Consider the following 25,244-nt stretch of genomic DNA (forward strand, 5'->3'; position numbering starts at 1 on the left):
AATCTCACCACCTTCCTAGATAACCTGAACATCAAAGTCATCCTCCCCAAACAACATATCTTGTTGCAATAAATAAGTGGCATTTATTAATGCCACTACCATATCAACCTTACCGGCTGATTTCTTCTTGTTTACGTACTTATTGAGATTAGTATCCTCTGTACATCGAGCATTCTGGAAGTTAATCTCCAGCATCAGGTTTTCATCGTACCTAAAGTTCTTGCTCAAAATAAATTCTTTGATTAATTTGGTTGGCATGTGTAAAACTGAACTGTGTTGCTTGATTTCAACGCACTCTTTTTCGGCAGCTTCAAGCTTTTGTACTGTGCTGATAGCGTTCATCCGGTCATAGCCAATCTGTACGATTTCTACGCCATATTTTTCTTCAAGTCCAATGATGTGTCTTTCTACAAAGTCGTATCCTATAACCTCATCACCACACTCAAAGCAAACTCCTTGCCGAATTAACTTGTTGTAATCAACGTTTTCCTTCTTGCTCTTGAGGTCTTTCTTGTCTCTTGGTATAAAGCCCCAAACTTTTGCGTAGATCTTTCCCTCGTATTCGCAAACCATTGCAACCGATGTATTATCTTCAGTGAGTGATAAATCCAGCCCTAAATATACCTTCTTGCCTATCCAAAAAGATAAATCCTCTTTAATTTTGCATTCTCTGACCTTGGTTATTTCAATATAGCCCTCTACTCCAAGGCCTTTATACTTGATATTATTGTGTTTGCAGAGGTAATTTTCCCGTTTGTTTTCATAAAGAATAGCCATAGTCCGCATGTCTTTTATGGCTTCAAAGATATATTCGTGAGCTACTGCTACCGGATTACTCTGGTAGATAACTAAATCTTCCTTTTGCCACTTGTCATCAGTTAAAAACTCATCGTTTGGCTCGTACAGTAAAGCAAATCTACGCTTATTATCGGCTAGTCCGTCCAGCACTTTCTTTGATATGTCGATCTCGTCTATCATGGCGTTGTTATCGTTTGGGTACTGGGTACTAATGATGATTCCAAGCTTATTAAACAAGGTTATCTGAGATGATCTCATGGCCTCAATAGGGTAACTATCCATAGCCCCGGCTTCATCAGCCAGGAATGCATTTGCAAGCTTACCGTCCATCTTATCTTCAGAGTATGCTAACGGTGTATATTCACTGTCAGTGATAAGGCAGCGTATTTCACTTCTTAGTACCTTAAATGTGTCATCATCAGCTAATGCCGGGCTAACCTTGATAATCTTTCTAATTGCTAACTGCAGCTCTTTAGAGAGTTTTAAGTCGGGAGCCACGGAAAAGAAACGTGAGAATTGAGGATCGGTAAGCATTAACAAAATAAAAATAACCGCGCTATTGAATGTCTTAAAATTCTTACGACTTATCTCCAATAAGGCGGTTATATAATATCTGATGTTCATGTTTTTATCATTTTTAAGTTTTGTACAAAGCGTTGCGACAACTAGGAACCATGCATAATCTTCAAGTCCATCGTGCATGGAGCATTGTAAGTCCGGGTGAATCATGAGTTTTAGTATCTTGCAAATCTTGTCGTATGTATTCTCGTCAACGTATGCTTCTGAATTCTTACCGTCAACAATATCCATCCATGATTGCGCTTGCTTTTTGATATATACCCCGACTTTGCGATTGCCATCTTTCGTGCACCATCCGGCATATTGATAGGCCTTACTATCCCTAACCATCTCTCAAGGCTTCTAACAGTGGATTAGATGACTTTTCTTCCTTCTTTGGTATGCTCCTTAGTGCTGCCGCGATGGTCATAATGTTTTCTTTCTCGATATCAAGAAGCATCTTGCGTTTAGATTGAACTTGCTTGTCACAAGCTATCATCATCCCATATATATGGGATATATCATTTATCGCTTGTCTGAGCTCATCAAACGATGCATCTCCGCCCCTCTCTTCTAATTTTGCTTCAAGTATTGTTGCGGAATCGAAAATCTTTTCTCTTTTAGTTTCGAGATCAGAGCATTCGGCAATCATTAGGCAATACCGATTAATAATTGTTTCGTAAATTGCATCGTTCTTGCCTATGGCTCCAAGTAGATCATTTAGTCTTTTAAACTCTTTATAAGCCACTCGATTTCTTTTTACTTCGAGACGAGCTTTCAATGCTACGCCGGTTGTTAGTGACTCTTCGCCATTTTTTCTCTGCTTTAATTCAGCTTTGGTGCGATGTGATTTCTTTTCTGATTTCAATACTGTGAATGGTTTTGGAGGTGTAGGCATTGTTTTCGTCTCCTTTCAAAAGCTGATGTGGGAATATATCGTTTTCAGAGGAGGGCATGTGGTGTTGGAGGTTTTCGGAAATATCAAAAAAGTTTGGTGGGGGGTTATATTGCGTTTGTTTTATTGCCTTGTGATTCAAATTTTAAATTCAAAGAATCGTTTTTATCCGCATTGCATTTACAATGCGCTAGTTGAACATTATCCCATGTATGTGTTCCGCCTTTTGACACAGGGATTATATGGTCTATCGATGGATACATTCCTTTAGCTATGAATATATCTCCATCATTATCATAAGCTTCTACATCTACTTGCACCCCACATAATGCGCATATGCCATTATCTCTTATGATTAGTTTAGGCAAGGTTATTGAGTAATCGATTTTTCCATTTCTTTTTAACTGTTTTCTTCTGCTTACTTCTTTGTACCTGTTCTCTATTCGCTTTCTACAAACATCTGAACAGTATTTAGCATTATGGTGTATAGATTCAAACTCTGCTCCGCATTCAGCGCACACATATTTACGTAATCTTTCTTTTAGTTTCAGCTCTTTTTCTTTTAACTGAATTATTTCTTTTTCCCTTATCTTTAATAATTTTATCTTTTTTCTCTCTGCCTTAGCTTCCTCATATCTTAGATGCCTGTTCTGTTTAGCTTCGATCGCTCTACAGTTCGCACAATATATTTTGGTATTACTTGCATTTCTGCTATCCCTCACTATTTGGGCGTTATATTTAAAAACAGTGTCACATGTTCTGCACTTAAGATATAAGAATCCCCTTCCTCCGATATATCCTCTTGTATACTCATAATCAGAATATTTTTCTTTGATTACTCTCCGCACTTCTTCCTCTGTCTTTTTGTAGCTCATAACTTCTCCTTTCTGTTTATGCAACAAAAAAGAGAAGTGGCTGGTTTTTATCCAGCAAACTTCTCAACTAAACTTCTGTCTTTCCTCCTGCTCTCTAACAATATCAAGTACCACTTGTATGGGTATCTCTCCGTTCTCAGCCATCTCATGATGCCTCTCGCATATAGTCAGTAGGATATCGTTGTCTAATCTCTTATCAAAGTCTTCTTCTAATGGAACAGCGTGGTGTACCTGCAAGTCGCTATAGGTGTACTGGTTATGTGTATCATATAGTTTTCGGATACACACCTGGCATAAGTAGTTATCTCTTTGCTTGATCTCTTCCCTTTTCTTTTGCCAAGCTTGGGTTGATCTGAATTTATCCTTATCGTTGCCTTGCTTCTTTCGCTTAGGTTTCTTCCCGCAATCATATTTGCTATCGTGGATCTTCATGCAGTATTTGCAACTCTTTAACATCAGTCTATCCTTGATGCGCGATTCCCACGCATCATCCGATCCATCGCCCTAAACCCAGGGCTCTCTTCGTACAACTCATTCAACACTGTCTTAACCAAACATGTCTTCCCATTATATTGTTTGCAGTTCCCACAATTAGGATTGAGCCCTGACTTCCTGGGCTCATATCCTACGCAAGAGAAAGCTGGCTTAGCCATGATGATCACCACTTACTGTATAGCCATCCTCAACGCCATGACCGCAACATGCAGACGTTGCTCCATCTATGATGCCAAGGCACTCATCATGCCCTTCATGGGTTGGTGGCCTTCCGCATCTTGCACATGGTCTTTCAGTGGTAATTGATTCGTTAGTGTCTGCGTATACCCATGCGCCGTCTATGTATTTAATTAAATGACCACGTTGATGTGACGTAATCATGTTATCACCACCTTAATGCAAATAAGAAGAGCGCTCCCCTTCGTTTGGGAACGCTCTTTACACATCTCGATACAAGCATTATATATCAGCCAAAGTCAAAAAACCGTCTACTCTTTTTCGCTTATCTAAAACGATTCTAAATAACTTTCATAACCTCAAGGCCAAAATGCCTGACAGCAAACTTCTTAATCGCCCTATCTTTGAGCCGGTAGATTGTGCTCTTATGGGAATACCCGATGTTGCTGGCTATCTCTTCCTTCGGTGTCCGCACAATATACCACTCTCTTAATACTTGCCCATACAGCTCACACCCAGGCTCTTGACTGATATCATCAAGCATCTGGTCAACCTTACTTAACTCTGTCATCGTCGTATTTAGATTATCCATCAACGTCTTGATCTTAAACATAAGGTTATACGTATTATCGTCTGCATCCCCACTGCCGCGGACCCCTGTTGGCTCAAGGCTGATAGCGTTCAGCGTGCTCGGGCTTTGGCGACTGACAATCTTAGCTATCTCTCGGTTCATGTTCTCGACACTACGGTATAAGTCGTTATAGTACCAGAGGATGTTCTCGGCCTCTTTGATGTAATTCATTATTATTCCCCCTCTGCAGCCTCAGGCTCCCAATAGCTCATCTCTTCTTCCATGGCGCTAATAAGATCCTCAACGGTTTCAATTGGCTCTTCATACTCTGCGAATGCTTCAAACTCCGACTTTAAAACTCCTTCAGCCTGACTGTAAATATTAATTAACTCAAGAAGTCTCAGTAACCGGCTGTTAGTTTGTCTTATTGCTAGCTTTTTCTCATGCTGGATGTGAACTAAGCATCGTTTACAGGTGACTCGTTCGTCTGGAATACCGTGTTGACGCTGCCAATGTGGTGACTTTAGACCGCATCTGGTTTTCTCAACGTTCTTGGGGCTGATAGAGTGAATGATATCGCTGCTCATTTACTTATCCCCTTTCGGTTCAACCCATATCGCAAGGGCCATGTAAAAAATAGCATTATCCATATTTTCTGTAGCAAAATAAACAATGCTTATAATCCCAAAGATAGCACTAAAAATTCTCACGCACTTACCTCCTCCACACAATACGGACACTCTCCCGGCCTCGGACTAAGATTAGCAACCGGCACATCATACTGGATAAACAACTCTCTTAGCCTGCAATCCCTCGACCTGTCCTCACAACTCGAACAAATCCCCAACGCCTGTCCACATATCTCATAAAAGTCATCAGTCTTCACCGGCGTCACTCCGTCGATCTCCTGCATCCGTTTATATTCCCTAGCCGCCTCGTCCGAGTATTTGACGACAATTTCCATCTTCGAGACTTGATTAAGGACTTTTCTGATCTCCAGAGGATCCAGGCCTTTGAATAACGAGTCCATCGCTCTGCTCATAAACGACTTAGCCATACGGAGAGATTTCACGGCGTCTTTGTCTCGACTGTGCTTGGCCCATTCGTTCGCCGTGTCAGTGACATAGGCCACGAAGGATGCTATCGTTAGGGCTTGAGTTTTCTCGGTTCGGTTGAGGTAGGATTTCATAAAACAGCCCTCTTTCCCCGAATCAACATTTCACCAAGCGCATTCAGTACCCTGAAATTCTTAACGACTCGACCACTTCCACACTTCCACGCATCACACATCCATTTTCCATTGACCTGTCGTGGTGAACATGCGTTGTAGAGTTGACCGCCATATTTTAGCTGTTTCATAGTATCGCTATTTCTGATCTTACTTCATTTATTAGATCCTCTATGATAACCGCTTTTTTATAAGTTTCAGTGAAAAGATATAAACTCTCGCCTTGTTCCTTTTCCCATTGATTAATTAGCTCTTGAGCCTGTGTAATCAGCGGACTTCCCGTACTAAGGTTACTGTACATATCTTCGTAGCCATCTTCACATTTTTCGGATATAACGTCTTGTAAGTCGATTGAAAAATGAGTTTCGCCTTCTACTGCCCACAAATACTCCGGGACATCTTCGCCATTGGATAACTTGTCGTAAATCCAGTCTCTTACATCTTCGATTTCTTGAAGGCGCTCGCTATGCGGCAAAAGAAAATATCCGTCATAATCCTTGTAATTTACCTTTTCAGCCTTTTCATATGCTGCCGCTGATTTTCGAGATTCCTCAAGATCGAATTTATCTCGTCGTTCCTGCCGCGCCTCTTCGCATTCGCAATGGTCAGTTTTATTGCCTTTTCCGCAACGTTTGCAGATGTACTGCTTCCCCGTATAGCAGCGCTTACAATGTTCGATATAGCCCTTCTCGCCGCGTTCAACAAAAACAAACCGTAAGCCTTTGCATTCTGGACAAAGTATTTCATTTTCCCCTAACTCAATCATGAGTCTATCTTGTAACTGTGAATATAATTCTCTGGTAGTTACTCTCTCCATGATTTCCCTCCTATCCGCACTGACTCCATCCACAAGCCGGATCTGGGCACTGAATGCAGCCGCCTGTGTGGATTACAGTTAATCCGCAGTAAGGGCAGGCGTTTTGGTCGCTCATCTCGACACCTCCGGCATTTCATCCCATGTTTGTCCGTCTAGTTCACGTCCGGCTTTCTTTTTGCCAACACGTACCATCCACGCCTTAAATCTTTCATCATCAACAAAAGTCCCAGGGTATTTCATACTATGGTGACCACCCTGATACCATCCCCACTCACCCCACTGTTTAAAGAAAAACGGTACTTTAGACCCGTGGCATTGATCCCTCAAGTTCCTTACCCAATCCGGATGTACAGGCCTTGCTCCCGGCCCTGATTCTCCGCCAACGATTACCCAATCAATTCTTTGAGCTCCCCAATCATTCGGATTATCCTTGGCAAAATCCATGCATCCACCACAACGACATAATGTATCACCTAAAATATCAGATTGCAGATCAACTGGCCCTAATAACGGCTCTGCACTTATAAATCTTACTGCAGCTGGTGTCTGAAGGAGCAGTGGTATCCGTTCGTCAGCCGCTGCTTGATTCTCGACTGAAACACCTAACCAGACATTAGGCAATGGTTTATCATCATAAATAGGCCCGTTCAATCGTAACCATTTCAATCCTTCCGGCCTCTTTGTAAGAATCATGAAGGTATGTTGTTTTGCTAATCTCATAACGTCAAAAACTTCAGAAAGAAATGAAAGAGGAACATCTTGGTGAAAAAGATCACTCATTGAGTTAACGAATATTCTTCGCGGCTTTCTCCATCCCAACGGCTGCTCTAATCGCTCTGGATGACAAGCCACATCATTGAAGCTACGGTCTTTATAAGCAGGATTGCCCATTGCTCTTAACCTTGGCCATAATCGCTCGGCATAACAGTGCGCACATCCGGCAGATACCTTTGAGCAGCCAGTAACAGGATTCCATACAGCGTCAGTCCACTCAATTTTACTTTCAGCCACGTTTCTTCCCTCCAATCTCATCCCATCGACAAAAATCAATTCTCACATATCCACACTTGCCCTTATCTACACAAGTCTTGCACTGGCAAGCTTGTCCTTTGCAGGAAGTTAGGCATTTACACATTATCTCAATCCTCCTTCTATATGACCTTTCCGTGCTTACGCGGCCTTCCTTCGTTGTATTTCATTTTAAGATCAATAGCAGCTTGTAGGTCTATTCCGTAGCGTCCACAAGTGTCGAATATGCGAATTACAGTGTCTGCTAATTCAATTGGTATTCCCTCCGGTTTATCTACCTTTGTACAATGCTTGTAGGTTTCGTTTGGACTGTAACCTTTCCTAAACTCCTCCAAAGCCTCAGATAGTTCGCTATGCATTAATGCAATTTGCTCACCGAATGTTCTTTCTTCATCCCAGAAACCTTTATTTACAGCGTTTTCATGAGCTTTCTTGACTAATTCATTAATTTTCATTCCTTACTTCCTCCCCATTAAATTCAAATAATCCAACACAATCCCACCGGATTGCTTAACCTCCAGAAACCTCTCGAAATCCTTAACCGGTATGCTCTTTCGACCATCGTTCAGCGACTTCAACCAGTACATATGCACATCGGCCAATTCAAGCCGGTAGATCTTTTTTAACACCGTCATCTCGATGATGAAGAACGCTGTCCCGCCTTGCTCCTGCCAACTCCCGAGGAAATCCATTTGATGCGGCTCGATGTTTGACAGCGGGAACCTCGTTTTGTCGTGGCATTGCTTCGCGTCGAAGGCGATTGCCTTATCTCCAGCTACGCCGATAAAGTCTACCGTGCTTTTTTCTTCAGGGAAGGCAGAAACGATCTGCTTCCCTTTTCGGATGACCTGCCATGGTGTGGCCACTTTTTGCACAAGGGCTAGACCTTTGGCTCTGTATTGTTTATTGGCGTGTTCGATGAGGGTTTCTAGGGATTTGCCGAGGTTTGCGTGGTTAGCCATGTTGCACTCTCTCGAACTCAATCACCCATACCCAAGGATTGATATCCCATCCATAACCGCGTTTTGAGTTGATGCTATTCCATAGATTTTTAAAATAATCCTTACAAGCTATGGTTGTCTTAAAATCACAAGGATGCGCAGAACAAACATAATCATCGTGTTTGCAATTAAGCTTTATTCCTTCTGTTTGGGTATCCTCAGCGGTTATATCCTGTAATCTCTCAACTCGGATGCTTTTGACTTTGAGGAATAATCTAGCTGCTGAGCGCGGCATATGGATTGATGGTTTCCATTTCCCCTCGTACCATTCGCATGATTTCTGTATATAGTTGTTATCTCCATCGGCTTTGTATGCCGGAAATTGCTTAACTCGAAAACTCTCACCTTTGCCAACTGCTTTTTCGTAATATTTCCACGTTTCCCTCACCCAAAGGATGTCGCCGACTTGCCAAGGGCACTTAATTTCCTTTTCTCCGATTTGCGGCAATAATCTATTCCAATCATCGGCGTTGTAAGGATTCTCTTTGCCCGCAATATCCCTATGGCAATGATCCGGTTGAGGCTTTATGGCTAACCTCTTCATCGTCTTTCGTCCTGCTAAAATATCCTGAACTTCTTGAGTTGTAAGAGGGATCGGTTTTTCTTTAGGCACTAATCATCACTCCTCCCCATCATTTCTGTGGGCACCATAATTCCATATTAGGCAAAAGGTTAGGATAGCGAGATAGGTTATGAAATATTTCATTGTCCACACTCCATATTCAGAATGTTCTAAAAAGGTATATCATCGTCCAAATTCACTTCGTGTCCAAACGAACTAGATGAACTATTCGTCGATTCAGACGATCCTCCATCTTTCGGGCTCAAGAACCTTACATTCTCGGCAATAACCTCAGTAACCCATCGCTTTTGCCCATCCTGCCCAGTGTATGACTTAACCTGCATCCGACCGTCTACAGCTGCCATTTTGCCTTTCGCTAGGTAATTTGCACACAACTCTGCAAGCTGCCGATAAACCACAACATTTATATAATCAACCTCACGCTCTCCCTGAGCGTTTTTATAATTACGTTCGACTGCCAATGTAAACTTACAGACGGCTATTCCTGTTGGCGTGTAAGTGAGCTCACTGTCTTTTGTGAGGCGTCCAATCAAAACAACTCTATTTAACATTTCTTATTACCCTCGCTTTTCCCATTTACTAGCCATCTATTATGCGGCAAGTCGTTTTTCTTCCTCCAGATACACACAGCAGCCTTCGTGCAATTCATAATTTCCGCTATCTCTGTGTCAAGAAGGCCGCCTTCCCAGAGGTTTGTCGCTCTTTCTTTGTCAATTTTCATAGCAAGACTTGTCCTCCTCACAAATAAAATCCATCGTACTTACCTTTTTGTGATTTACCAAGATTGTCGGTTGGTCCCTTCGGAGGTGGCTTATCCTTTTTCTTGTAATTCGAAAACGGATCACTCTCAGTCTTGAACTTGTCCAGGCCTCTAACCATGAAATCACCCAACCCCCACTTGTAACTCCAAAAGTAAAGTTCATTATCACTAAGAATGATTTTATAATTGTCAATCGCTGTTAGAATTTCCTCAAGTGAAAACCCTTCCTCGAACCTTGCATTTATGTGTCCATACGTTTTGTCGTTGAGAGATTTATGCGTGATTATTTTTTTGGAATTCCAATGCGAAAAGACTATATATATACTTTCTTTATAGTTTTCTTTACTTTCTTTGTTAGGGGTCTTTTTAGTCCCCTCCTCAGGGGACTTTTTAGTGCCCTGCCAGGGTACCAATTGGTCCCCTGGTGACTGATTAGTCCCCTCCTCAGCAGGGGACTTTTTAGTCCCCTCAATCCATGTCTCGAAATCCTTATTAAATTTCAAAGTTCGAGATTCAGACTTCGTGCTTCCTTTTGTGACTAAAAGGATGTTTCGATCAATAAGAGATTTTAACTCTCTCTTAATTACTCTTCCGACGGTTCCTGTGGCATTAGCAATGAAAGTAATCGAAAGTTCGTGCTCTCGCCTTTGAAATCCGTAAGTAAATCGCCACACAGTCAGAATGATTGAATATTGTGTCCCGTTCAGGTGGAGTTGCGCTGTTTTCTCCAGCAGGATATTTGCAATCCTTGTAAACTCCCCTGAATCAATTTGAACGTCAGCCACTTCTCCACCTACTCCGTTGCTTGGTCTTTACTACTCAGTCCTCACGGGAAGAATTAACTGTGTATATCCATCTTCGCAAATAGTCATTGGGCCATTCGATCCGGAATATTTAAACACTAACCTTTCTTCGCTCGTTGCATTTATGGCCTGAAGTAAAAACTCAGAATTAAAAGCAATCTTCACTGCTTCGCCTTCATGCTCAACCTTGATTGTTTCCTTGACCTCGCCAAACAAGGATGAAGATCCTGATACGGAAAGACTCTCCCCGCCAGCCATTTTTACGATCCTATAATGCTTTTCACAGAATATACTGGCCCGATCAATTGCGTTTCGCAGAATCATTTTATCGACTGAAAATTTAGCAATTGGATCACTGGGAATAACCGCTTTGTAGTTCGGGAATTGGCCTTCGATCAGTTTTGTTATAACCTTTATTTCACTGCAGCTGAAGACGGCAAACTCCTCTCCGAATTGCATTCTTACGACCTCATCATCAAAAATACTGGACATCGCCTTGGTGGCCTTACTCGGAACAATTGCATTAACTTCTACACTTTCTTCGATATGGCGACTTAACACAGCCATACGATGGGTATCGGTTGCCACAAAGTTAATTAAGTTTTCTTTGGCTTTAAATAAAACTCCAGAAAAAACAGGTCTAATGTCGTCAGACGAAGTGCAATGAATTGTCTTATTTAATGCAGTTTTCAATGCTTTTGTCGGTAAACGTAGCTCTTTAGGGTTCAAGATCGCGGGAATTGCAGGAAAATCCTCAGAATCCAAAACATTTAGATTGGCGCTCAATTCTCCGCAGGTGAGCTTTAATTTATCGCCGTTCGTTTCGATAGCTATTTCTCCAGACAGCTTTTTGAGTAGATCGTTGAAAAACTTAGCTGATATCAAGACTCGTCCTATCTCCTGGATATCTACCCCTTGGATAATGCACTGAATTGTCAGTGATAAATCTGTAGCGGTTAGCTTTAAATAATCCCTCTCGGCCTCTATTAGGATTCCGCGAAGAAACGGGAGAGAAGATCTTTGGTCGGTTGCTTTTTGGACTTTATTGACTGCCTTGAATAGGATTGATTTATCGATGGTGAATTTCATACTCTCACTCCTTACAACTCCGTATACTTAACAACCTTAGTCAGTACTTTTGTAGCCCTACAATAATCGCAGCACTCACAGCGCCTTGGTTCTTCCAGCCCTGATTTAACTGCAATTATCCTCGGCATATTAGCCTCAACCTCCGCCAACTCCTTAACCAATCTCTCAGGATCAGTCATGTTAATGATCGCCTTGTCGGGTGATTTCTCCTTACTGACCGCCACAATTAAAAACTCCGACCAATCTCCTTCATCCCTGCCCATCGCGATCCGTTCAACCTCTGAGTAAATAGCATTTTGGAGGGGATATTGATAAGCCTCGACAAACGACACCTTTCTGTTAACTTTTTTACCAAACTCATCCTCCACGACTATCCAAACATGTTCAGTGACGCTTCTAGTTGTCTTGAGATCAACTATTCTACGTCTCTCGTTGTTCTGGACGTCCAACATAACCTTCCACCATGCGCCGAACATAAACGCCGTCACAATGACCTCTTTTTGTCCTTCGAGGCAATACATGGCGAAGGGATCTCGTTCTAGGGTTTCAATCATTTTGTCAGCGTCTTGATATTCTTTTTTTAGGGTTAGCTTTTGAGTAAACATGTTACTGTGATTAGCTATAAACTCTCGTCGTGTTCCGTCATTCCACGAATGCACATACTGCCCTACCTCCAGGGCAATGGATGAAGGTTCCACCCATTGCCCGTTCAAACTTGCCATTACGCTGGCTTCGCAATCAAGAAAATTTTTATATTGGCCTCTCGACATATAACAAGTGTTTGCCAAGGTACTATGATAATTATCTTTAGTTAAAGGGAACATCACTTACCTTCTTTCTCAGCAAGTTCAGCGTCTAGCTTAAGACTTTCTTGGCGGTCGAATTCTTCTTTAGCCTTGCGCTCCTGCTCTGCCTTGAATTCGGCCTCGACCTTACTTTCTGTCGTTGGTGGTTTTTCTACCTCGAAATAATCCTCCTTGGCTCCCATGCCATCCTTGAGACTGTTGTAAATTTTAAATAATCCTACGAGGTCTTTCTCGGTAAATGCTTCGGACTTACAACCAACACGTTTTTCGAGCATTTCGCGAGTAACACCATATGTTGTAAACCTCTCAAGCATTTTCTTTATGCGGTCAACGATTGGATCTGAGTTAATTCCAGCCAATGTCTTATCGCATTCCTCGACTGCAGAATCAACGACATCTTTAGGAATAACGGCCAGAATACAAGCTCTCTGCCTACGGGCTCCCATGTTTGCGATATGCTCATAAATGTCGCGAGGATCCTCAAGTTTCTTGGCTCCATAGTTTTTTGTCCAACGTTCATGCTTTACGGTAAAAATCTTTTCATCCCTGAAGTTTGTTTCTAAGTCCCAAGCGAAAGCCATGCAAGTTGATTCGCCGTTCTTCTGCTCGAGCTCAACCACTCCAGTTGACATGTTCCCCCAGTTTTGAGCAAGCACCTCAGCCAATCTGATAGATGGGCCTGTTATTTTCTCCTTGCCGCGAGGATAAGTATATGACGCAACTTCGGCCAATGATTTCCGTGAGCACGCTTCCTTTATTCTCTTCCAAGAGTCAAACTGGTTGCGCGGGTATTGCTTGGCCATAAACACAAGGCCTTGTATATCTTGGGTATGTCTACCGATTGTAGTTTGAACGGCTGTACTTTGGTTCTGTGTGCTAGATTTTTGTAAGGCTAATTCAAATTCGTTGTTCATTTCTCGTTACCTCCACAAATTTTATCTATACATTTTTCGCAAAATGGACCAACTTCTTGGCAATCATCCTGAATATAATCAGCATCGTCTGGATGGACTAAATCGCCACAACCTCTGCATTCTAACTTTTCCAAGCAGTAGGAACACGGAGGGTTTATGTGGCATGTGCATTCGTTAGTCATTTGGTTTCCCCCTCAAATTTCTTAACGCTTTTAAGTTTGCTGGTTTGGAATACCATCATTAAGTTGTGCCATGGTGGAACATCCAGAACATTTTCGTAAAACTCACCCTTGCCCGTAATGAATCCTTTAGGGACCTTGCATGGTTTTCTTCCGAATTCAAGCCATGCGTTTTCTGCGCTGTAACCGTAGTGACTTTCCCATTCTTTCCGCACTTTAACTGGTAGCTCGTCCCAAGTTTTATAAAGTGCATCACTGTCCTCTATGTCGCATATGCGCTTCCATCCTTTGTGTTGGGAACACCATTTTTTAGCGTGCTCAGAAGCTTGCTCTGTTGTGTAAGATTCCTGATCAGGCAAAGGTTCTTCCCACGGGATAACTCCAGTCATTAAATCTCACCCTCGATCTTCACATTCAGATCACCTTCGGTAGTTTCTAAAATTACATACTGATACTCGTCCTCGTTAATCTCCTTCTCGATCCACTCGCGGTCACTAGGATTAATCTTGTTCCACCCATCGAGGCATATAAGCTTCAATTCACCGGCTTGAGCCTTCGCGACCCTAAAAGCTAATTCAAGTTTCTCTCCATCACTGAGCCCATCGATCAGCGTCTGCCCAATCCGAATCAATCCGTCCGAATCCACCGTGATCCCAGGGATCGGCAACGCTGCAATCTTCAAGAGTTCCATAGGTAATTCGCGCCCCTTCTCAATTCTCTGAGTAAGGGTTTTGCTGAGTTCTTCTTTTGGTGCTAACTTCTCCCTGATCATAGTTGCCATGAGGTCATAATCACGGAGGAAGCTTTGCATGTGAGCCACTTGATCAGCCGCCAAGCGCAGGGGTTCAACTTCAACCGGAACTGTCTCGGTGAGGATTTGTCGAGCACTTCCCACCTTGGCATCCTCAGTTTTTATCTTCTCGTCCGCTTTTTCACTAATGGCCAATAGGGATTGCTCTTCGAGCTCGTCAATGCTGGAGAATTCCTGATCTTTTGTTGCAATGGATTGCTCATAATTGACAATTCTTTGTTCTGTAATCTTAATTTCGTCATTCACTAAACTTTTGGCAACTTGCTTTTTAATGGCATATTCATCCTTCAATTGTTGTAATTTACGTTCAAGTTCTAGGTCAAGTTCGTTTTCAGATTGCTTAATTTTGGTATCTGCTTGGGAAATAACAGTTTGAGATTCTACGATTTTATTTTCAAGAAACTGCTTGAACTCCTTAATCTCATTCCGCTTTTGGTCCATCTGATTTCGCTTTGCTTGCTTCTCTGTTTCAGCCTCAGCCCTAATCGTTGCAATTCGGCTTTCTAGTCCCTCAATGATGTTCTTGGCACTATCTATCCGCTTATTAACTTCCTCAGCCTCAGCGACCTTTCCGTAGTACTCAGAGACTTTCTTTAATCGCCATTCTTCCCCGTCATAGTTGGGTGGAAGTTGATCCTTGTAGCCTTTGATTTGAGCCTTGAGAACAACGATCTCTTGATTAATGGCAGCTCTTTCTTCATAGTAATGAGCCACGATCTGACCGAGGATTTGGAGGATATGAGCTTCATAATTCACGCCCTCTGGGATCTCGCCAAACCAGTTTGTAATGTTATCCATAGTCCATGGTATTTCCAGAAGATTGAGGATGATTTTCGCTTGCTCGGTTGGGGATTTATCAACGAATTCCAAAGGCTTAAAGATATCGCCATTGATAAACTTCCTGAGAAATGCTTCAGACGATGGGACAGCTTCGCCGGGTTGCTTGACCTTTAGGTAATCTGCTTTGCCATTCCGAATCTTGCGATCAATCTCAAGTCCAGTGTCAGTTTGAATGAATATCGTGGCTTCATCTTCACCATGGCGGACAATTTCTGTTCGTTCCGATTTGTTCGTAAATCCCTTTTGGAGGGATTCCACAAAGCTACTCTTGCCAGAACCTTTGCGACCGGTTAGACGGTTGACCTTACCGAGATCCTTAGATATTTCAGTAATCCCGAGAAAATTAGATGCACTAATGTGTCTTACCCACATAATTAAACCCTCATTTCTTTAAAATCTTAGAACTCACACAGTTCCTTCAATGATTCAACTTCCGGATGTTCTATGGTACAATCTAGGTGAGAATTTTCCTTTTCAGCTTCCGTTGGCGCGGGAGCTTTTTTCATGAGCAAATTTATAAGCGTTTCGCCGTTGTAGTCGATAAAATGAAGCTCACTATCATCATCGATGGCCGGAGCCCCGCGATACTCCATCCCCGGGAATACTTTCCGCAGAAAGGTATCTATCCCAAATAGCTCAACATCAGGCTTAGAAATAATCGTCACGCGCATCAGACCATTGCTATGGAAGTCAACACTGGCTTGTGATATTAAGGGATCATCCATGAGGTTTTGAACATCTGAGAGTTGAGAGGGTGTTAGTTTCTTCATGCCGCACCAACCAACTTCAACCGCACAACCTCAGCCAATGTGGCTAGAAACTCAGCGTTGCACAACTCCCGATTCGTGCCTAAGATCCTCTTTTGATCGTGGTAATCAGACTTGGCGCTTTGCAAGGCATTCCTAATTCCAGACGATACGGCTTTGTGCGTAGTGCCATATTCTTGAGCAACGGCCTCGTAAATTTTACCGATAGAGTAAATGGCGTTCGGATCGTCACGGATTATCTTCATCGCGGACTTAATTAATTCATAACCCTTTAAGTGGGCTGGGATTCTGAGTTCTTGGAGGGCGTTATGGACTTCTAGGTCGAATTTATCCAAGGGGATCACTCCTTTCTTAGTTGAATATCTCCATTTGACTTGGCGCGATATCGCCACATAACTCGGGCAAATTAGCCCTGACAAGTGCATCAGGCCATACTGGAGGAACTGAGTTTCCGCACTTTGCAACCTGTGTTGCCTTAGAAAGCTTCTTGCCGTTAATATCTCGATCAATGATGTAGTCAGGTGAGAAACTTTGAGCATTGAACAGCTCTCTTGGTTCCAGCATCCTCATGCCGATATCTGATATAAAATATAATTCTCCATTGATTTTCAATAACAAGATTTCATCGCTAGCAATGTTATAACCGCAGTATTTGTTCAACATTTCCCTGACTTCCGGCCAACGTCCCAAGTCTTGATCACTATCAATCTTTGTCAATACTGTTTTAATTTCCGCAAAATGACCAGGACTTGTCGTTATTGTGGGTAAAGGCTCCTTTAGCTCCTTGCAATCCATGTGGTTGCGTAGTATGCAAAGGTGCGTTTCAATTAACGCGTTTCGATCTTTTGTCGTTACCGTATGCAATGGGTCCTTCAGGTTACTACCTTCGCCTGTGCCGTAATACTTTGAGACAAAAACCGCCGTTAGCGCGTATCTTGGGTTTGTATCAATCGTTAATATCGGCCTGTCAATTGTTTGTCCTCTAACTCCATCACTTTCGTAGCTGTGGTATTGCATTAGCGTAGGCGTTATTAAGCAGGCTTCAGCTTTTGTAACTATCGTGTTCAAAGGTTGGTGTATGCTCCTTACCCTGTCATCGGTAAAGCCTGTCTGTCCTATGCTCATAATAAAAGGTTGGGGATTATTGATCACAAACTTATCTGTGCCCTTGGCAATCCTTTTCATTGTGTTGTCTGCCAGAGGTCTAACAGCCTTAACGCCATATTTATCTTTTATTTCTTTGGTTGTATCGAAGATGGATGGGCAGGGCTTTGTCCAATCAACAATCTCAGCGGCCGTTCGCCACGGCTTCAATATTCCTGCCTTTACCTCGTGGCCCGAAGGATCACCGTGCGTAGGCTTAGGCCAAGTGATCGGCAATCCATCACACCTAGCAATCAAGAAAAACCTCTTCCGGATGGTTGGAGCCCCATAATCACAAGCCCTTAACTCTCTGTACTGGACTTGATACCCTTGGCGCTTGAGCGCATTAACAAATGCATTGAACGTCCGGCCTTTCTGTTTAGTGTCCGGCATTCCGTTTTTAAGTAGAGGGCCCCATGTCTTAAACTCTTCCACGTTCTCCAGCATAATCACCCTTGGTCTGACTGTGGCCGCCCAACGTACTGCTACCCAAGCCAAACCGCGAATATTTTTAGCTACTGGCTTTCCACCTTTCGCCTTGCTAAAATGTTTGCAATCAGGGCTTAACCAAACTAAGCCAACGGGCCGACCGTTCGCCGCCTTCCTCGGATCAACTTCCCATACTGACTCGCAATAGTGATCTGTGTCTGGATGATTGACCTTGTGCATGGCGATAGCTTCGGGATCGTGGTTGATGGCGATATCGACTGAGCGTCCGATGGCTAAGGCTATTCCTGTGCTTGCTCCGCCTCCACCCGCAAAATTGTCCACAATAATCTCTCTCGTCATGCCCCCAACTCCCTAATCTCACTCGTAATCCGATGTATCACCTTAAGCCGTCCTTGGTTATCGCTAACCACGAGCCAATTCTTAGGCGCTGGCAGGCACTTCATTTTTTCTTTTTGCTTGCGGGTAGGCCGCTTGGGGTTTTTCATGATGCGGTCACCTTGTTTTTATCGGTGCAATCTTGGCAGATATTCCCGATATTGATGCGCGTACTAAATTCCCCACATTGCTTACAAGTCATATCTTTATACGGTGGCACAGCCCCAGTGAAGTACATATCTTTTTCAGAAAGATCTTCTGTGCGTGTTTTCTTAGCAGTACACGACATTTCGATCTTGTGCCTAACAACCGTGATTTTATCCCCACGCTTCAACCTCGAAACTCCGACATAGATGTGATCTTTCGGGCAATCTTCCCATTTAGGAAGTTCAGTCCTGCGCTTGATCTCCTTGACTATTACAATCGCAGGCGTTCCTTTCCAGTAATCTTTAATCCGTTGTTCAATATCACTTATCATTTTTCAACATCCATCCTCTCACGGATATTTAATAAAAACCTCTAATCTCTGCACCCCAAACCTCAGCGCATCCTCACGCCTCTCCATGTAGAGATCCAATCGATTGCCCTTAATTGCGCCACCACGATCACTAACGACGAACGTCCCAAGTACGGGTATATGAATCTCCGTCCCAAAGGGAATTCTCTCAGGAGCCGCTATCGTCAGCCCTTGCCGGACTCTCTCGCCGCTGGTTGTAATTCCTCGGCCATTCATGCCCTCATCGTCCTTGGTGTAAGCCGTAATGGTCATCGCCCTACGCTCGATCTGCTGACTACTCCGGCTAACCTGTTTCCTAGCCACGACAGGCCTTGGAACCAACGACTTAAGGTCAATCGCAACGACGTGTGATGGCTCCTGCTTCACTTGGATTGGTGCGCTAGATAGTGCTAAGATCAATGCAATAATTAAAATCCTTAGAACTTTTGACAACTCCTTTTGAGCTAAAATGCTAGTCCGCATCGCTCTTTGGCTATTTCCGTGTATTCGGGGTTTAAATCGATATAGATGCTGTCCATTCCTAATTCAGAGGCCACCATTGCAACGGTTCCGCTGCCTCCGAATGGATCCATGACAGTTCCCCCAACAGGGCACCCGGCTAAGATACATGGCCTTACTAAATCGGGAGGAAATACTGCAAAATGTGCTCCCTTAAATGGCTTAGTTGCTACAGTCCAGACTGATCGCTTGTTTCTTGTGTTTCCTTCCCATGGAATTGATCCGCCAATGTGCGAATCAGGTCTGCCTCGAGCTGATCCTAGTTTTCTCTCGATATTTCCACTTCTGCTTTTACGGTGCTGCGCAACAGATTGACCGGGGATAATGTGATTTGATACCGGTCCTGACCTTTCGAAGACAGCAGCTTGTCCAGTCCATTCTTTTGCAGGCTCCTTTATGGCATCAGTATCGTAGTAATACCTCGAGCTCTTACTAAGTAGAAAAATATATTCATGCGATCTGGTCGGCCTATCTTTAACACTTGACGGCATTGCATTTGGCTTGTTCCATACGATGTCTGAGCGTAAGTACCATCCGTCTGCCTGAAGTGCAAAGGCTACTCTCCAAGGTATACCGACTAAATTTTTAGGCTTAAGTCCCAGTGGATTCTTCTCCAAGTGCTTATAATCGCTACTCTTGGGAGTGTACGATTCTTTAACTTTGTCGCTTGGATTATCCCACGCCCCCTTACAGCTTCCTGTGTAGCTATCTCCGAGGTTAAGCCACAATGTTCCATTGCTCCTCAAAGCCCTTCGCACTTCACGGAAAACAAAAACTAGGTGAGCGATGAATAATTCGGGACTTGGTTCTAAGCCTAAGCATCCAATCCATGCAGGAACTTTGATTGTTGGTAATCCGGACATTGGTATATACTCAACTTCCGGCCAACTTGTAGGTGGTAAACCGTAATCGCGAAGACCGTAATAAGGCGAAGATGTCACGCAACAGTTGATTGACTCGCTCGATAACAGCTCGAGTATTTTAATAACATCGCCGGTGTAAAAAGTGTTCATCGGCGCTTACCGTTGCTGTTTCTCCAGCGCATGTACTTCTGATAGTGGTTAAGCTTAGGCGGCTTTGCTAAAATCGGGGTAAACACGCTTCTCGTCCACCCGGTAGCCCAATATCCGCCTTCGACTTTTTCCTGCACAACACTGCATCCTGGGTTTTTGCAAAATGTCCGTGTTTGGCCGGGCTTGAACATCATTGGATAACCGCATAAGCAGGTTGGGGTTAACTTTTTCATCGTCACCACTCCTTTCGCGGGAGCTACCACTCGGCATTAAGTAATATCAGTTGTGCTTTGAGTAATTGCCTGAACTCCTTAACGCTACCAATAAATCCCCACAGGTAGACTGGTCTAAAATCGTTGTCGCGTGGTATAATAACTCTAGATTGAATTTTTCCTTGCTCCGTTTGGCATTGCACTGCTGGGCGGAGTTTTTCGTTTGCTTGCATTTAGGTTGTCACCTCCATCTTGGCTAAGAGTGCGGCCTTACAGATGGCTTCTGGCGCGGTATCTCCCATGCTGGATATATTCAAAAAACCAGCTGCATACTTTCCGCTAGGAGTTTTCCTTAAAAAGAACTGATCTCCGCTACTCTCCAGTATTTCCATCGCTGCTGATATGTCGGCTGAGTACTGGCGATAAAATTCCTTGCGAACGATATGCCCTCCGTCTGATGAATATCGATGATTTTTGTATTCTCCAGTTATTTTGACGTGCCAATCTTGGGCCAAACGACGACATTCAAAATCCATAAAATAGGCAGTTTCATTTTTGTTCATGGCGTACCACTTGACTACCGGAGTAGCGCCCATTAACTTGCCAACTAACTCATCTAACTCTGGCCCTGGCTTCATGGCTAAGATCTCAGCCTTTGTCATGCGCAACCTCCTTCCCTCTCAGCTGATCCATGAGATTGATTGCCGAACCTTGGGGGTTATTCACGACTCTGATTGTCCCCGGCATAGCGCCCATAAGTATTTCAAAGGTCTGATTCTGCTCTTCCGTCAGGGCTACCGGCAGTATTGCATCGTCCTTGACGTAGAGGAGAACGAGTCCGTCTTTCAAGGTGCAACCTCCTTATCGCTATCAACAAGTAGATGAATACTAGGTGTGAATCTGGAGAAGTCTTTATCGCAATAACAACAAGGTTCGGCGGTTTCCTTTCTCCACATATAATGACAGTTGGAGCACTCCTTTATCATCCCTCGCACCCCTTACACAACCTCGGCTCACCAACCGGCTCCCCGATAACCTCACCACACTGCTCACAGAGCGTTCCGTCTTGGTGCATGGTGGCGATTTCGGGAGAGGAGAGTTGATCCAAGATCACATCATCATCCACAACAACATGTTCCAAGGCTTTACGCCAGCAGATAGCACAACTTTCTCCGCAATCTGTATCTTCAGCGATTGGCAAGTCAACAGAATTCGGACACGTATTCCCTAGGGATATTGCTTCAAGGACCTTTCCAAGTTGGAGTTTTAATCTGAGATTTTCATTTTTTGCGTCCGTTACGATAGCTTTAACCTTTTCAAGATTTTCGACGTCGACTTTCACCTCAAGAATTGCCATCCTTACATCTCCTTTCACTTTTTCCCCGCAATACGGGCACTCCCAGTCCTCGCGGAATGTCGACGAGTACGCCGACCTGTTACATTTGGGGCATTTACGTGTTTCGTGGGTGTTCACATCCTTATAGATTAATTTCCTTATAGTGAATCTCTTTAATTCCTACCTCAGATATGTTCACTTCCCAAAATTCAAATTTTGCACAATTCTTAATCACTATTCCTTGTCCGTATTTAGTGGTCACATAATCGCCTTTTTGAAATAAATTTGTATTAGCCATTTTCTCCCCCCTTACCTATTCCGCTTCCGGGACTGTTTCGCGATCTTGCTCCGAGACTTGCGCTTGGACCAGGCTTTGCCTGTTAGACCGCGATACTTAACGTGATCGTCGTACTCTGTCGATCTTTCTGGTTCGACTAGGTTGTTCATGAGCATTAGTTCTGCTAGGCTTGGTTTCATGGGTTTCAGCTCCCTAAAATAAATTTTTCCTAGCTGCGTACTCTTCCCAAGTTTCCTTCCGATAACATCCGCCATAGACATACCTTTGCGCGAATTCCATTTGCATAGAATCTGGAATAATACCCTTTCGTTCGTTTCTTTCGGGTTGAGCATAAAGATTGATCGCCTTAAGATGCTTTAGTTTTTCAACTCGGAAAGCCGCGTCATTAATTTCCCTTTTGACTAGCAGGTAAATAAATAACCTATATGGACGAACGCCGTATTTTAAAAGCAATTCTGCAGCATTTAGGATTGCCGGAATTTGTGAAGTTTGGTCACAAGAGAATCTTATAAAGCGAATCCATTTCAGGCGTGCAAGGATTTCGGCTATTTGATCATTTACCAGTCGTGCATCCATTCCTTGGTTTAGGTCAATTTTGTATCCGGTTCTAGTCATTCTTTCGAGTTGACCAATTCCATATTCGCTAGCAAGAATGTTGTTATCCATTAGGATTAATTTTTTTGATTCAGGTCGAATAACTTCTCGCCAATGACGGTAGGGTTTTATTTCCCCCTCTTTTTCCGGTACATAGCACCAAGAGCATTTATTCGGACAACCTCTTGTTAAGTAACCAATTGCGTAGTCACATTCGGGATACATAGAGTAGTCAGGATAGAGGTTGTCAATTTCTTGAGGTAATTTGTGACTCATAGGAATATTTTTATATCCTGTTCCTCCCCTAATTGCGGTTATTGGTAAATATGGATTTTCAGGGGTAAAGTCAAAAACTTTGCTTGAATAAATCAGGTCATATTTTTCAATTGGGTCCCACCATTCAACCAAGTCACCTTGCGCTTTGTGATATGCGCTAATTTTCATTAATGCAAAGTTTGGAAATGTCTTTTTTCGAAAATGTTCTTTCTCGGCATCATGTAATCCGATCCGCATTTCTATTTTCACCTCCTCTCATTAACGTTTTTACGCTATCGCCTTAACGGTGCGGCGGGTGTGCTAGCCTATATTGACGAGATCCCTAGTCTGAGTAAGCAACAACAACCTAAACGTCTCTCTCCCTCGCGATTTTTACTCCACAGAATGGGCAAAACTCAGGAGTTATCGTGTAATTCCTCCGGCACTTCGTTTCCTTGCCACGCTTACTTATCGTTCGATAATCAACGATCGTGGGAATGTACAAGGGGAATTCGCTCCCAATAAGAAGGTTTTCAAAGTGGCATCTTGGATCGATAACATCAACTTGGGACACATCTTTTTTAAATAGATCAAAGACGCTTTGTTGGACTTGCTCTATACACTCACACATTAGGCGCTCGCCTTTCTTTCATCCTTAAGCTTATTAACAAAGTAAATCTGCCCTTTCCCGGTTACCTTTGTTGTAGTTGTTGCCCTCACGCTTCCATCAGGGTTATTGATAGTTCGCTTCTTTATCTCGAATAATCCAAGTTCCATGCTGTATTGAGTTGGTTGGTTATAGTTCTCACCTTTCTTGATTAAGTACCCATCTTTCCTGAGCTTTTCAAATAGCCGGTTCTGCCCAATCTCGATTCCGTTTTGCCTAAGTATTTTTGCAAGTTCTCCAATAAGGATGGTGTTATTTGAGACTTCCAGAGCTTCAGCAAAGATAACCTTTGGACGTTGTGCTTCAAGTTGTAGTGTTAGGGATTGTCTTTCTTCTGCTTCGATTATCCATGCTTTAGCTCTGGCAATGGGGTCATCAATCATATAGGAGTCTTTGGACTGGATATCCTTGATTCGGTAATACTCGTCCACTAACATTTCGTAGGCTTCCCATGCTTTGTCAGTGTTGAGGGATTTGGCGTGGAGCCACGCTCCTTTTTCTGTCCAGAGGTAGAGACTGGATGCAAATTTAAGGCTATCGGGAATTTTCGTATACCCTTCCTTGAATCTTGCCAAATCCTCACCCATCAATTTGAAGAAGTGCTTTCCCTCGGTATACCTTGCTGAGTTGTTAATGTAGTTTTCTGAAATATGCTTATTGTCTGTACCGTAAGCATCAGCTAGTTGAGTACTAGGCAATATTCTTTGGCCTTTATGTTCGATTGGAATTAAGTTGCTCATGGTTCCCTCCTTATCCCTTATCAAGCTTGTACACAGTAAGTTCAGCCAAGATCTTCAATGATTCCACAATGCTAAGATTGGGAAGCTCTCTTTTTCTGACCGATTCATTAACCTCATTGAGTAACGCGCCAATGATCGAGTTAAGTTTTTTAGAGTTGGATGAGTCATCAAACCGGAAGCTTGTCCTTCCCAAGAGATAATCTACGGAAATACTGAAATAATCCGCAACCCTTTGGACCTTATCAACTGCTGGAAATGAGCTATCCCACTTATAAATGGACCCACTTCCTAACTCAAGTTCCTTTTCTAACTTGGGAACTGAGACATTATTTTCCTTGCAAATTTGCTTAACATTTTCCAGGAGCGACATGCATGACAACCTCCTTCCCCTTGATAAAATCTACTTTTCTTGAATATTTTCGCAAATTTAGCAAATTTAGCTGAAAATTTACAGAAAACATATTGACTAAATGGAAAATAATAATGTATAATACGTACATCAAGTTAAAGACGGGCACGCTTAATAAACCTTTAGAGGTTGTGCGTTTTATAGACAATTGGCGTTGACTATAAAAAATTAGTCTTTAATTATTGCCTTAAGTCGTTTGGCGACGACTCTGGCTAGAGTGAATTGTTCTTGGTGGAACAAATAATTAGAGCAACGTTGCTCAATCGGCGTACTTTCGGATTATCAAACCTGGTCCGTTTGATGAACTGGAAGTGCGCCAAGTCAAATTTTTAAAGCAAAAATAATTAGTAAGTTACTAACCCAAAAATCCCGGTCTAAGGAATTTTGGGCTAAACTATTGTCCGGCGCAATATATAATGCCCCCTTTTTTTGCCATCTTGTTTACTAACTAGACTTATGTTTGGATAGATACTCTTCCAGTGTTGCTCCACTCAACCGATGGGGAAAAAAATAGTGAAGTATTTTGTCAGTATCGATTTCTAGTCGATCTGCAATTGCGTCAACTTCATTACAATCAAAAATCTGTTCCCCATTGATTTTTCTGCAAAGTGTATTAGGAGCAATATTCAAAGCTTCAGAAATCTTAGCATAGGAGTCTTTCTTTTCCCTAATCAATCCCTTGATAGCTGTCAACTCACAATACTTTTGATTTCTTGGCGTCGATCTCTTTCTTGGCATAAT

The 25,244-nt window shown here is 42.9% G+C and carries 42 protein-coding genes; all 42 read right to left on the reverse strand.

Annotated elements, in window-relative coordinates:
- Positions 1–15: 15 nt before the first annotated feature.
- The 42 genes from M8E35_RS00495 to M8E35_RS00695 all read right to left on the reverse strand — a co-directional run bounded on the left by M8E35_RS00495 (position 16) and on the right by M8E35_RS00695 (position 25,241).
- Complete coding sequence (locus M8E35_RS00495) at positions 16–1,707, reverse strand: terminase TerL endonuclease subunit (protein ID WP_252466695.1); 1,692 nt, start codon at positions 1,705–1,707, stop codon at positions 16–18.
- The gene (locus M8E35_RS00500; protein ID WP_252466696.1) at positions 1,700–2,254 is read right to left on the reverse strand and encodes a hypothetical protein; all 555 of its coding nucleotides are present in this window, start codon (positions 2,252–2,254) and stop codon (positions 1,700–1,702) included. Before M8E35_RS00500 ends, M8E35_RS00495 begins: the two co-directional genes overlap by 8 nt.
- 104 nt (positions 2,255–2,358) lie before the next feature.
- Positions 2,359–3,126 (reverse strand): HNH endonuclease, encoded by a 768-nt coding sequence (locus M8E35_RS00505; RefSeq protein ID WP_252466702.1) that lies wholly within the window; start codon positions 3,124–3,126, stop codon positions 2,359–2,361.
- 63 nt (positions 3,127–3,189) lie between these two features.
- Positions 3,190–3,558, reverse strand: coding sequence for an HNH endonuclease (locus M8E35_RS00510; RefSeq protein WP_252466703.1), 369 nt, complete (start codon positions 3,556–3,558; stop codon positions 3,190–3,192).
- Positions 3,559–3,771: 213 nt separating this feature from the next.
- Positions 3,772–4,002: a hypothetical protein gene (locus M8E35_RS00515; RefSeq protein ID WP_252466705.1), complete on the reverse strand. Its 231-nt coding sequence runs from the start codon at positions 4,000–4,002 to the stop codon at positions 3,772–3,774.
- 136 nt (positions 4,003–4,138) lie between these two features.
- The gene (locus M8E35_RS00520; protein ID WP_252466707.1) at positions 4,139–4,600 is read right to left on the reverse strand and encodes a hypothetical protein; all 462 of its coding nucleotides are present in this window, start codon (positions 4,598–4,600) and stop codon (positions 4,139–4,141) included.
- Positions 4,601–4,602: 2 nt separating this feature from the next.
- On the reverse strand, positions 4,603–4,956 hold the full coding sequence (locus tag M8E35_RS00525; RefSeq protein ID WP_252466709.1) for a hypothetical protein: 354 nt from the start codon (positions 4,954–4,956) through the stop codon (positions 4,603–4,605).
- Entirely contained in the window at positions 4,957–5,079 is a 123-nt protein-coding gene (locus tag M8E35_RS26355) for a hypothetical protein (RefSeq protein ID WP_289710604.1), read from the reverse strand.
- On the reverse strand, positions 5,076–5,441 hold the full coding sequence (locus tag M8E35_RS26670) for a DUF5651 domain-containing protein (protein ID WP_252466711.1): 366 nt from the start codon (positions 5,439–5,441) through the stop codon (positions 5,076–5,078). The genes M8E35_RS26355 and M8E35_RS26670 overlap by 4 nt, the downstream gene beginning before the upstream one ends.
- A gap of 283 nt (positions 5,442–5,724) precedes the next feature.
- Positions 5,725–6,414, reverse strand: coding sequence for a hypothetical protein (locus M8E35_RS00535; protein WP_252466713.1), 690 nt, complete (start codon positions 6,412–6,414; stop codon positions 5,725–5,727).
- Positions 6,415–6,525: 111 nt separating this feature from the next.
- Entirely contained in the window at positions 6,526–7,425 is a 900-nt protein-coding gene (locus tag M8E35_RS00540) for a DUF5131 family protein (RefSeq protein ID WP_252466715.1), read from the reverse strand.
- 140 nt (positions 7,426–7,565) lie between these two features.
- Entirely contained in the window at positions 7,566–7,898 is a 333-nt protein-coding gene (locus M8E35_RS00545; protein WP_252466716.1) for a nucleoside triphosphate pyrophosphohydrolase family protein, read from the reverse strand.
- Positions 7,899–7,901: 3 nt separating this feature from the next.
- Entirely contained in the window at positions 7,902–8,405 is a 504-nt protein-coding gene (gene recU / locus M8E35_RS00550; RefSeq protein ID WP_252466717.1) for a Holliday junction resolvase RecU, read from the reverse strand.
- Complete coding sequence (locus M8E35_RS00555) at positions 8,398–9,057, reverse strand: hypothetical protein (protein ID WP_252466719.1); 660 nt, start codon at positions 9,055–9,057, stop codon at positions 8,398–8,400. The genes recU and M8E35_RS00555 overlap by 8 nt, the downstream gene beginning before the upstream one ends.
- A gap of 119 nt (positions 9,058–9,176) precedes the next feature.
- A complete protein-coding gene (locus M8E35_RS00560) occupies positions 9,177–9,578 on the reverse strand; it encodes a single-stranded DNA-binding protein (RefSeq protein ID WP_252466721.1) in 402 nt (133 codons plus the stop codon).
- The gene (locus M8E35_RS00565) at positions 9,572–9,748 is read right to left on the reverse strand and encodes a hypothetical protein (protein ID WP_252466722.1); all 177 of its coding nucleotides are present in this window, start codon (positions 9,746–9,748) and stop codon (positions 9,572–9,574) included. The genes M8E35_RS00560 and M8E35_RS00565 overlap by 7 nt, the downstream gene beginning before the upstream one ends.
- Before the next feature lie 17 nt (positions 9,749–9,765).
- Positions 9,766–10,572: a replication protein gene (locus M8E35_RS00570; RefSeq protein WP_252466723.1), complete on the reverse strand. Its 807-nt coding sequence runs from the start codon at positions 10,570–10,572 to the stop codon at positions 9,766–9,768.
- A 30-nt stretch (positions 10,573–10,602) separates the two neighbouring features.
- On the reverse strand, positions 10,603–11,679 hold the full coding sequence (dnaN, locus tag M8E35_RS00575) for a DNA polymerase III subunit beta (protein ID WP_252466724.1): 1,077 nt from the start codon (positions 11,677–11,679) through the stop codon (positions 10,603–10,605).
- Positions 11,680–11,690: 11 nt separating this feature from the next.
- Positions 11,691–12,503: a PD-(D/E)XK nuclease-like domain-containing protein gene (locus M8E35_RS00580; protein WP_309446435.1), complete on the reverse strand. Its 813-nt coding sequence runs from the start codon at positions 12,501–12,503 to the stop codon at positions 11,691–11,693.
- A complete protein-coding gene (locus M8E35_RS00585; protein ID WP_252466733.1) occupies positions 12,503–13,399 on the reverse strand; it encodes a hypothetical protein in 897 nt (298 codons plus the stop codon). Before M8E35_RS00585 ends, M8E35_RS00580 begins: the two co-directional genes overlap by 1 nt.
- Complete coding sequence (locus M8E35_RS00590) at positions 13,396–13,581, reverse strand: hypothetical protein (protein WP_252466735.1); 186 nt, start codon at positions 13,579–13,581, stop codon at positions 13,396–13,398. Before M8E35_RS00590 ends, M8E35_RS00585 begins: the two co-directional genes overlap by 4 nt.
- A complete protein-coding gene (locus M8E35_RS00595) occupies positions 13,578–13,967 on the reverse strand; it encodes a hypothetical protein (protein WP_252466737.1) in 390 nt (129 codons plus the stop codon). Before M8E35_RS00595 ends, M8E35_RS00590 begins: the two co-directional genes overlap by 4 nt.
- Positions 13,967–15,601, reverse strand: a complete 1,635-nt coding sequence (locus M8E35_RS00600) for an AAA family ATPase (protein ID WP_252466739.1) — start codon at positions 15,599–15,601, stop codon at positions 13,967–13,969. The genes M8E35_RS00595 and M8E35_RS00600 overlap by 1 nt, the downstream gene beginning before the upstream one ends.
- Positions 15,602–15,627: 26 nt before the next feature.
- Positions 15,628–15,999 (reverse strand): hypothetical protein, encoded by a 372-nt coding sequence (locus M8E35_RS00605; RefSeq protein ID WP_252466740.1) that lies wholly within the window; start codon positions 15,997–15,999, stop codon positions 15,628–15,630.
- Positions 15,996–16,331 carry a sporulation initiation factor Spo0A C-terminal domain-containing protein gene (locus tag M8E35_RS00610; RefSeq protein ID WP_252466742.1) on the reverse strand — a complete coding sequence of 112 codons (336 nt, stop codon included), beginning with the start codon at positions 16,329–16,331 and terminating at the stop codon, positions 15,996–15,998. The genes M8E35_RS00605 and M8E35_RS00610 overlap by 4 nt, the downstream gene beginning before the upstream one ends.
- 16 nt (positions 16,332–16,347) lie before the next feature.
- Positions 16,348–17,928, reverse strand: coding sequence for a DNA cytosine methyltransferase (locus M8E35_RS00615; RefSeq protein ID WP_252466744.1), 1,581 nt, complete (start codon positions 17,926–17,928; stop codon positions 16,348–16,350).
- Positions 17,925–18,074 carry a DUF6906 family protein gene (locus M8E35_RS00620; RefSeq protein WP_252466746.1) on the reverse strand — a complete coding sequence of 50 codons (150 nt, stop codon included), beginning with the start codon at positions 18,072–18,074 and terminating at the stop codon, positions 17,925–17,927. Before M8E35_RS00620 ends, M8E35_RS00615 begins: the two co-directional genes overlap by 4 nt.
- Positions 18,071–18,442, reverse strand: coding sequence for a hypothetical protein (locus M8E35_RS00625; protein WP_252466748.1), 372 nt, complete (start codon positions 18,440–18,442; stop codon positions 18,071–18,073). Before M8E35_RS00625 ends, M8E35_RS00620 begins: the two co-directional genes overlap by 4 nt.
- Before the next feature lie 18 nt (positions 18,443–18,460).
- Entirely contained in the window at positions 18,461–18,943 is a 483-nt protein-coding gene (locus M8E35_RS00630; protein ID WP_252466749.1) for a 3D domain-containing protein, read from the reverse strand.
- Complete coding sequence (locus M8E35_RS00635) at positions 18,925–19,992, reverse strand: DNA-methyltransferase (protein ID WP_252466750.1); 1,068 nt, start codon at positions 19,990–19,992, stop codon at positions 18,925–18,927. Before M8E35_RS00635 ends, M8E35_RS00630 begins: the two co-directional genes overlap by 19 nt.
- Positions 19,989–20,225 (reverse strand): hypothetical protein, encoded by a 237-nt coding sequence (locus M8E35_RS00640; RefSeq protein WP_252466751.1) that lies wholly within the window; start codon positions 20,223–20,225, stop codon positions 19,989–19,991. The genes M8E35_RS00635 and M8E35_RS00640 overlap by 4 nt, the downstream gene beginning before the upstream one ends.
- A 23-nt stretch (positions 20,226–20,248) precedes the next feature.
- Positions 20,249–20,437: a hypothetical protein gene (locus M8E35_RS00645; RefSeq protein WP_252466753.1), complete on the reverse strand. Its 189-nt coding sequence runs from the start codon at positions 20,435–20,437 to the stop codon at positions 20,249–20,251.
- Positions 20,438–20,866, reverse strand: coding sequence for a BC1872 family protein (locus tag M8E35_RS00650; RefSeq protein WP_252466755.1), 429 nt, complete (start codon positions 20,864–20,866; stop codon positions 20,438–20,440).
- Complete coding sequence (locus tag M8E35_RS00655; protein WP_252466757.1) at positions 20,853–21,053, reverse strand: hypothetical protein; 201 nt, start codon at positions 21,051–21,053, stop codon at positions 20,853–20,855. Before M8E35_RS00655 ends, M8E35_RS00650 begins: the two co-directional genes overlap by 14 nt.
- Positions 21,054–21,186: 133 nt before the next feature.
- Positions 21,187–21,561 carry a hypothetical protein gene (locus M8E35_RS00660; protein ID WP_252466759.1) on the reverse strand — a complete coding sequence of 125 codons (375 nt, stop codon included), beginning with the start codon at positions 21,559–21,561 and terminating at the stop codon, positions 21,187–21,189.
- Positions 21,562–21,682: 121 nt separating this feature from the next.
- Complete coding sequence (locus tag M8E35_RS00665; RefSeq protein WP_252466762.1) at positions 21,683–21,838, reverse strand: hypothetical protein; 156 nt, start codon at positions 21,836–21,838, stop codon at positions 21,683–21,685.
- Between the two features lie 11 nt (positions 21,839–21,849).
- Positions 21,850–22,017 carry a hypothetical protein gene (locus tag M8E35_RS00670; protein WP_252466763.1) on the reverse strand — a complete coding sequence of 56 codons (168 nt, stop codon included), beginning with the start codon at positions 22,015–22,017 and terminating at the stop codon, positions 21,850–21,852.
- 13 nt (positions 22,018–22,030) lie between these two features.
- Positions 22,031–22,945, reverse strand: coding sequence for a radical SAM protein (locus tag M8E35_RS00675; protein WP_252466765.1), 915 nt, complete (start codon positions 22,943–22,945; stop codon positions 22,031–22,033).
- Between the two features lie 109 nt (positions 22,946–23,054).
- Positions 23,055–23,318 carry a hypothetical protein gene (locus tag M8E35_RS00680; RefSeq protein ID WP_252466767.1) on the reverse strand — a complete coding sequence of 88 codons (264 nt, stop codon included), beginning with the start codon at positions 23,316–23,318 and terminating at the stop codon, positions 23,055–23,057.
- Complete coding sequence (locus M8E35_RS00685; RefSeq protein ID WP_252466769.1) at positions 23,318–24,094, reverse strand: phage antirepressor KilAC domain-containing protein; 777 nt, start codon at positions 24,092–24,094, stop codon at positions 23,318–23,320. The genes M8E35_RS00680 and M8E35_RS00685 overlap by 1 nt, the downstream gene beginning before the upstream one ends.
- A gap of 10 nt (positions 24,095–24,104) precedes the next feature.
- Entirely contained in the window at positions 24,105–24,464 is a 360-nt protein-coding gene (locus M8E35_RS00690; RefSeq protein ID WP_252466771.1) for a helix-turn-helix domain-containing protein, read from the reverse strand.
- 483 nt (positions 24,465–24,947) lie between these two features.
- Positions 24,948–25,241, reverse strand: coding sequence for a helix-turn-helix domain-containing protein (locus tag M8E35_RS00695; RefSeq protein WP_252466773.1), 294 nt, complete (start codon positions 25,239–25,241; stop codon positions 24,948–24,950).
- Positions 25,242–25,244: the final 3 nt, after the last annotated feature.

Source organism: Desulfosporosinus nitroreducens (assembly GCF_023897015.1).
In the GTDB taxonomy this organism is placed as follows: Bacteria; Bacillota; Desulfitobacteriia; order Desulfitobacteriales; family Desulfitobacteriaceae; genus Desulfosporosinus; species Desulfosporosinus nitroreducens.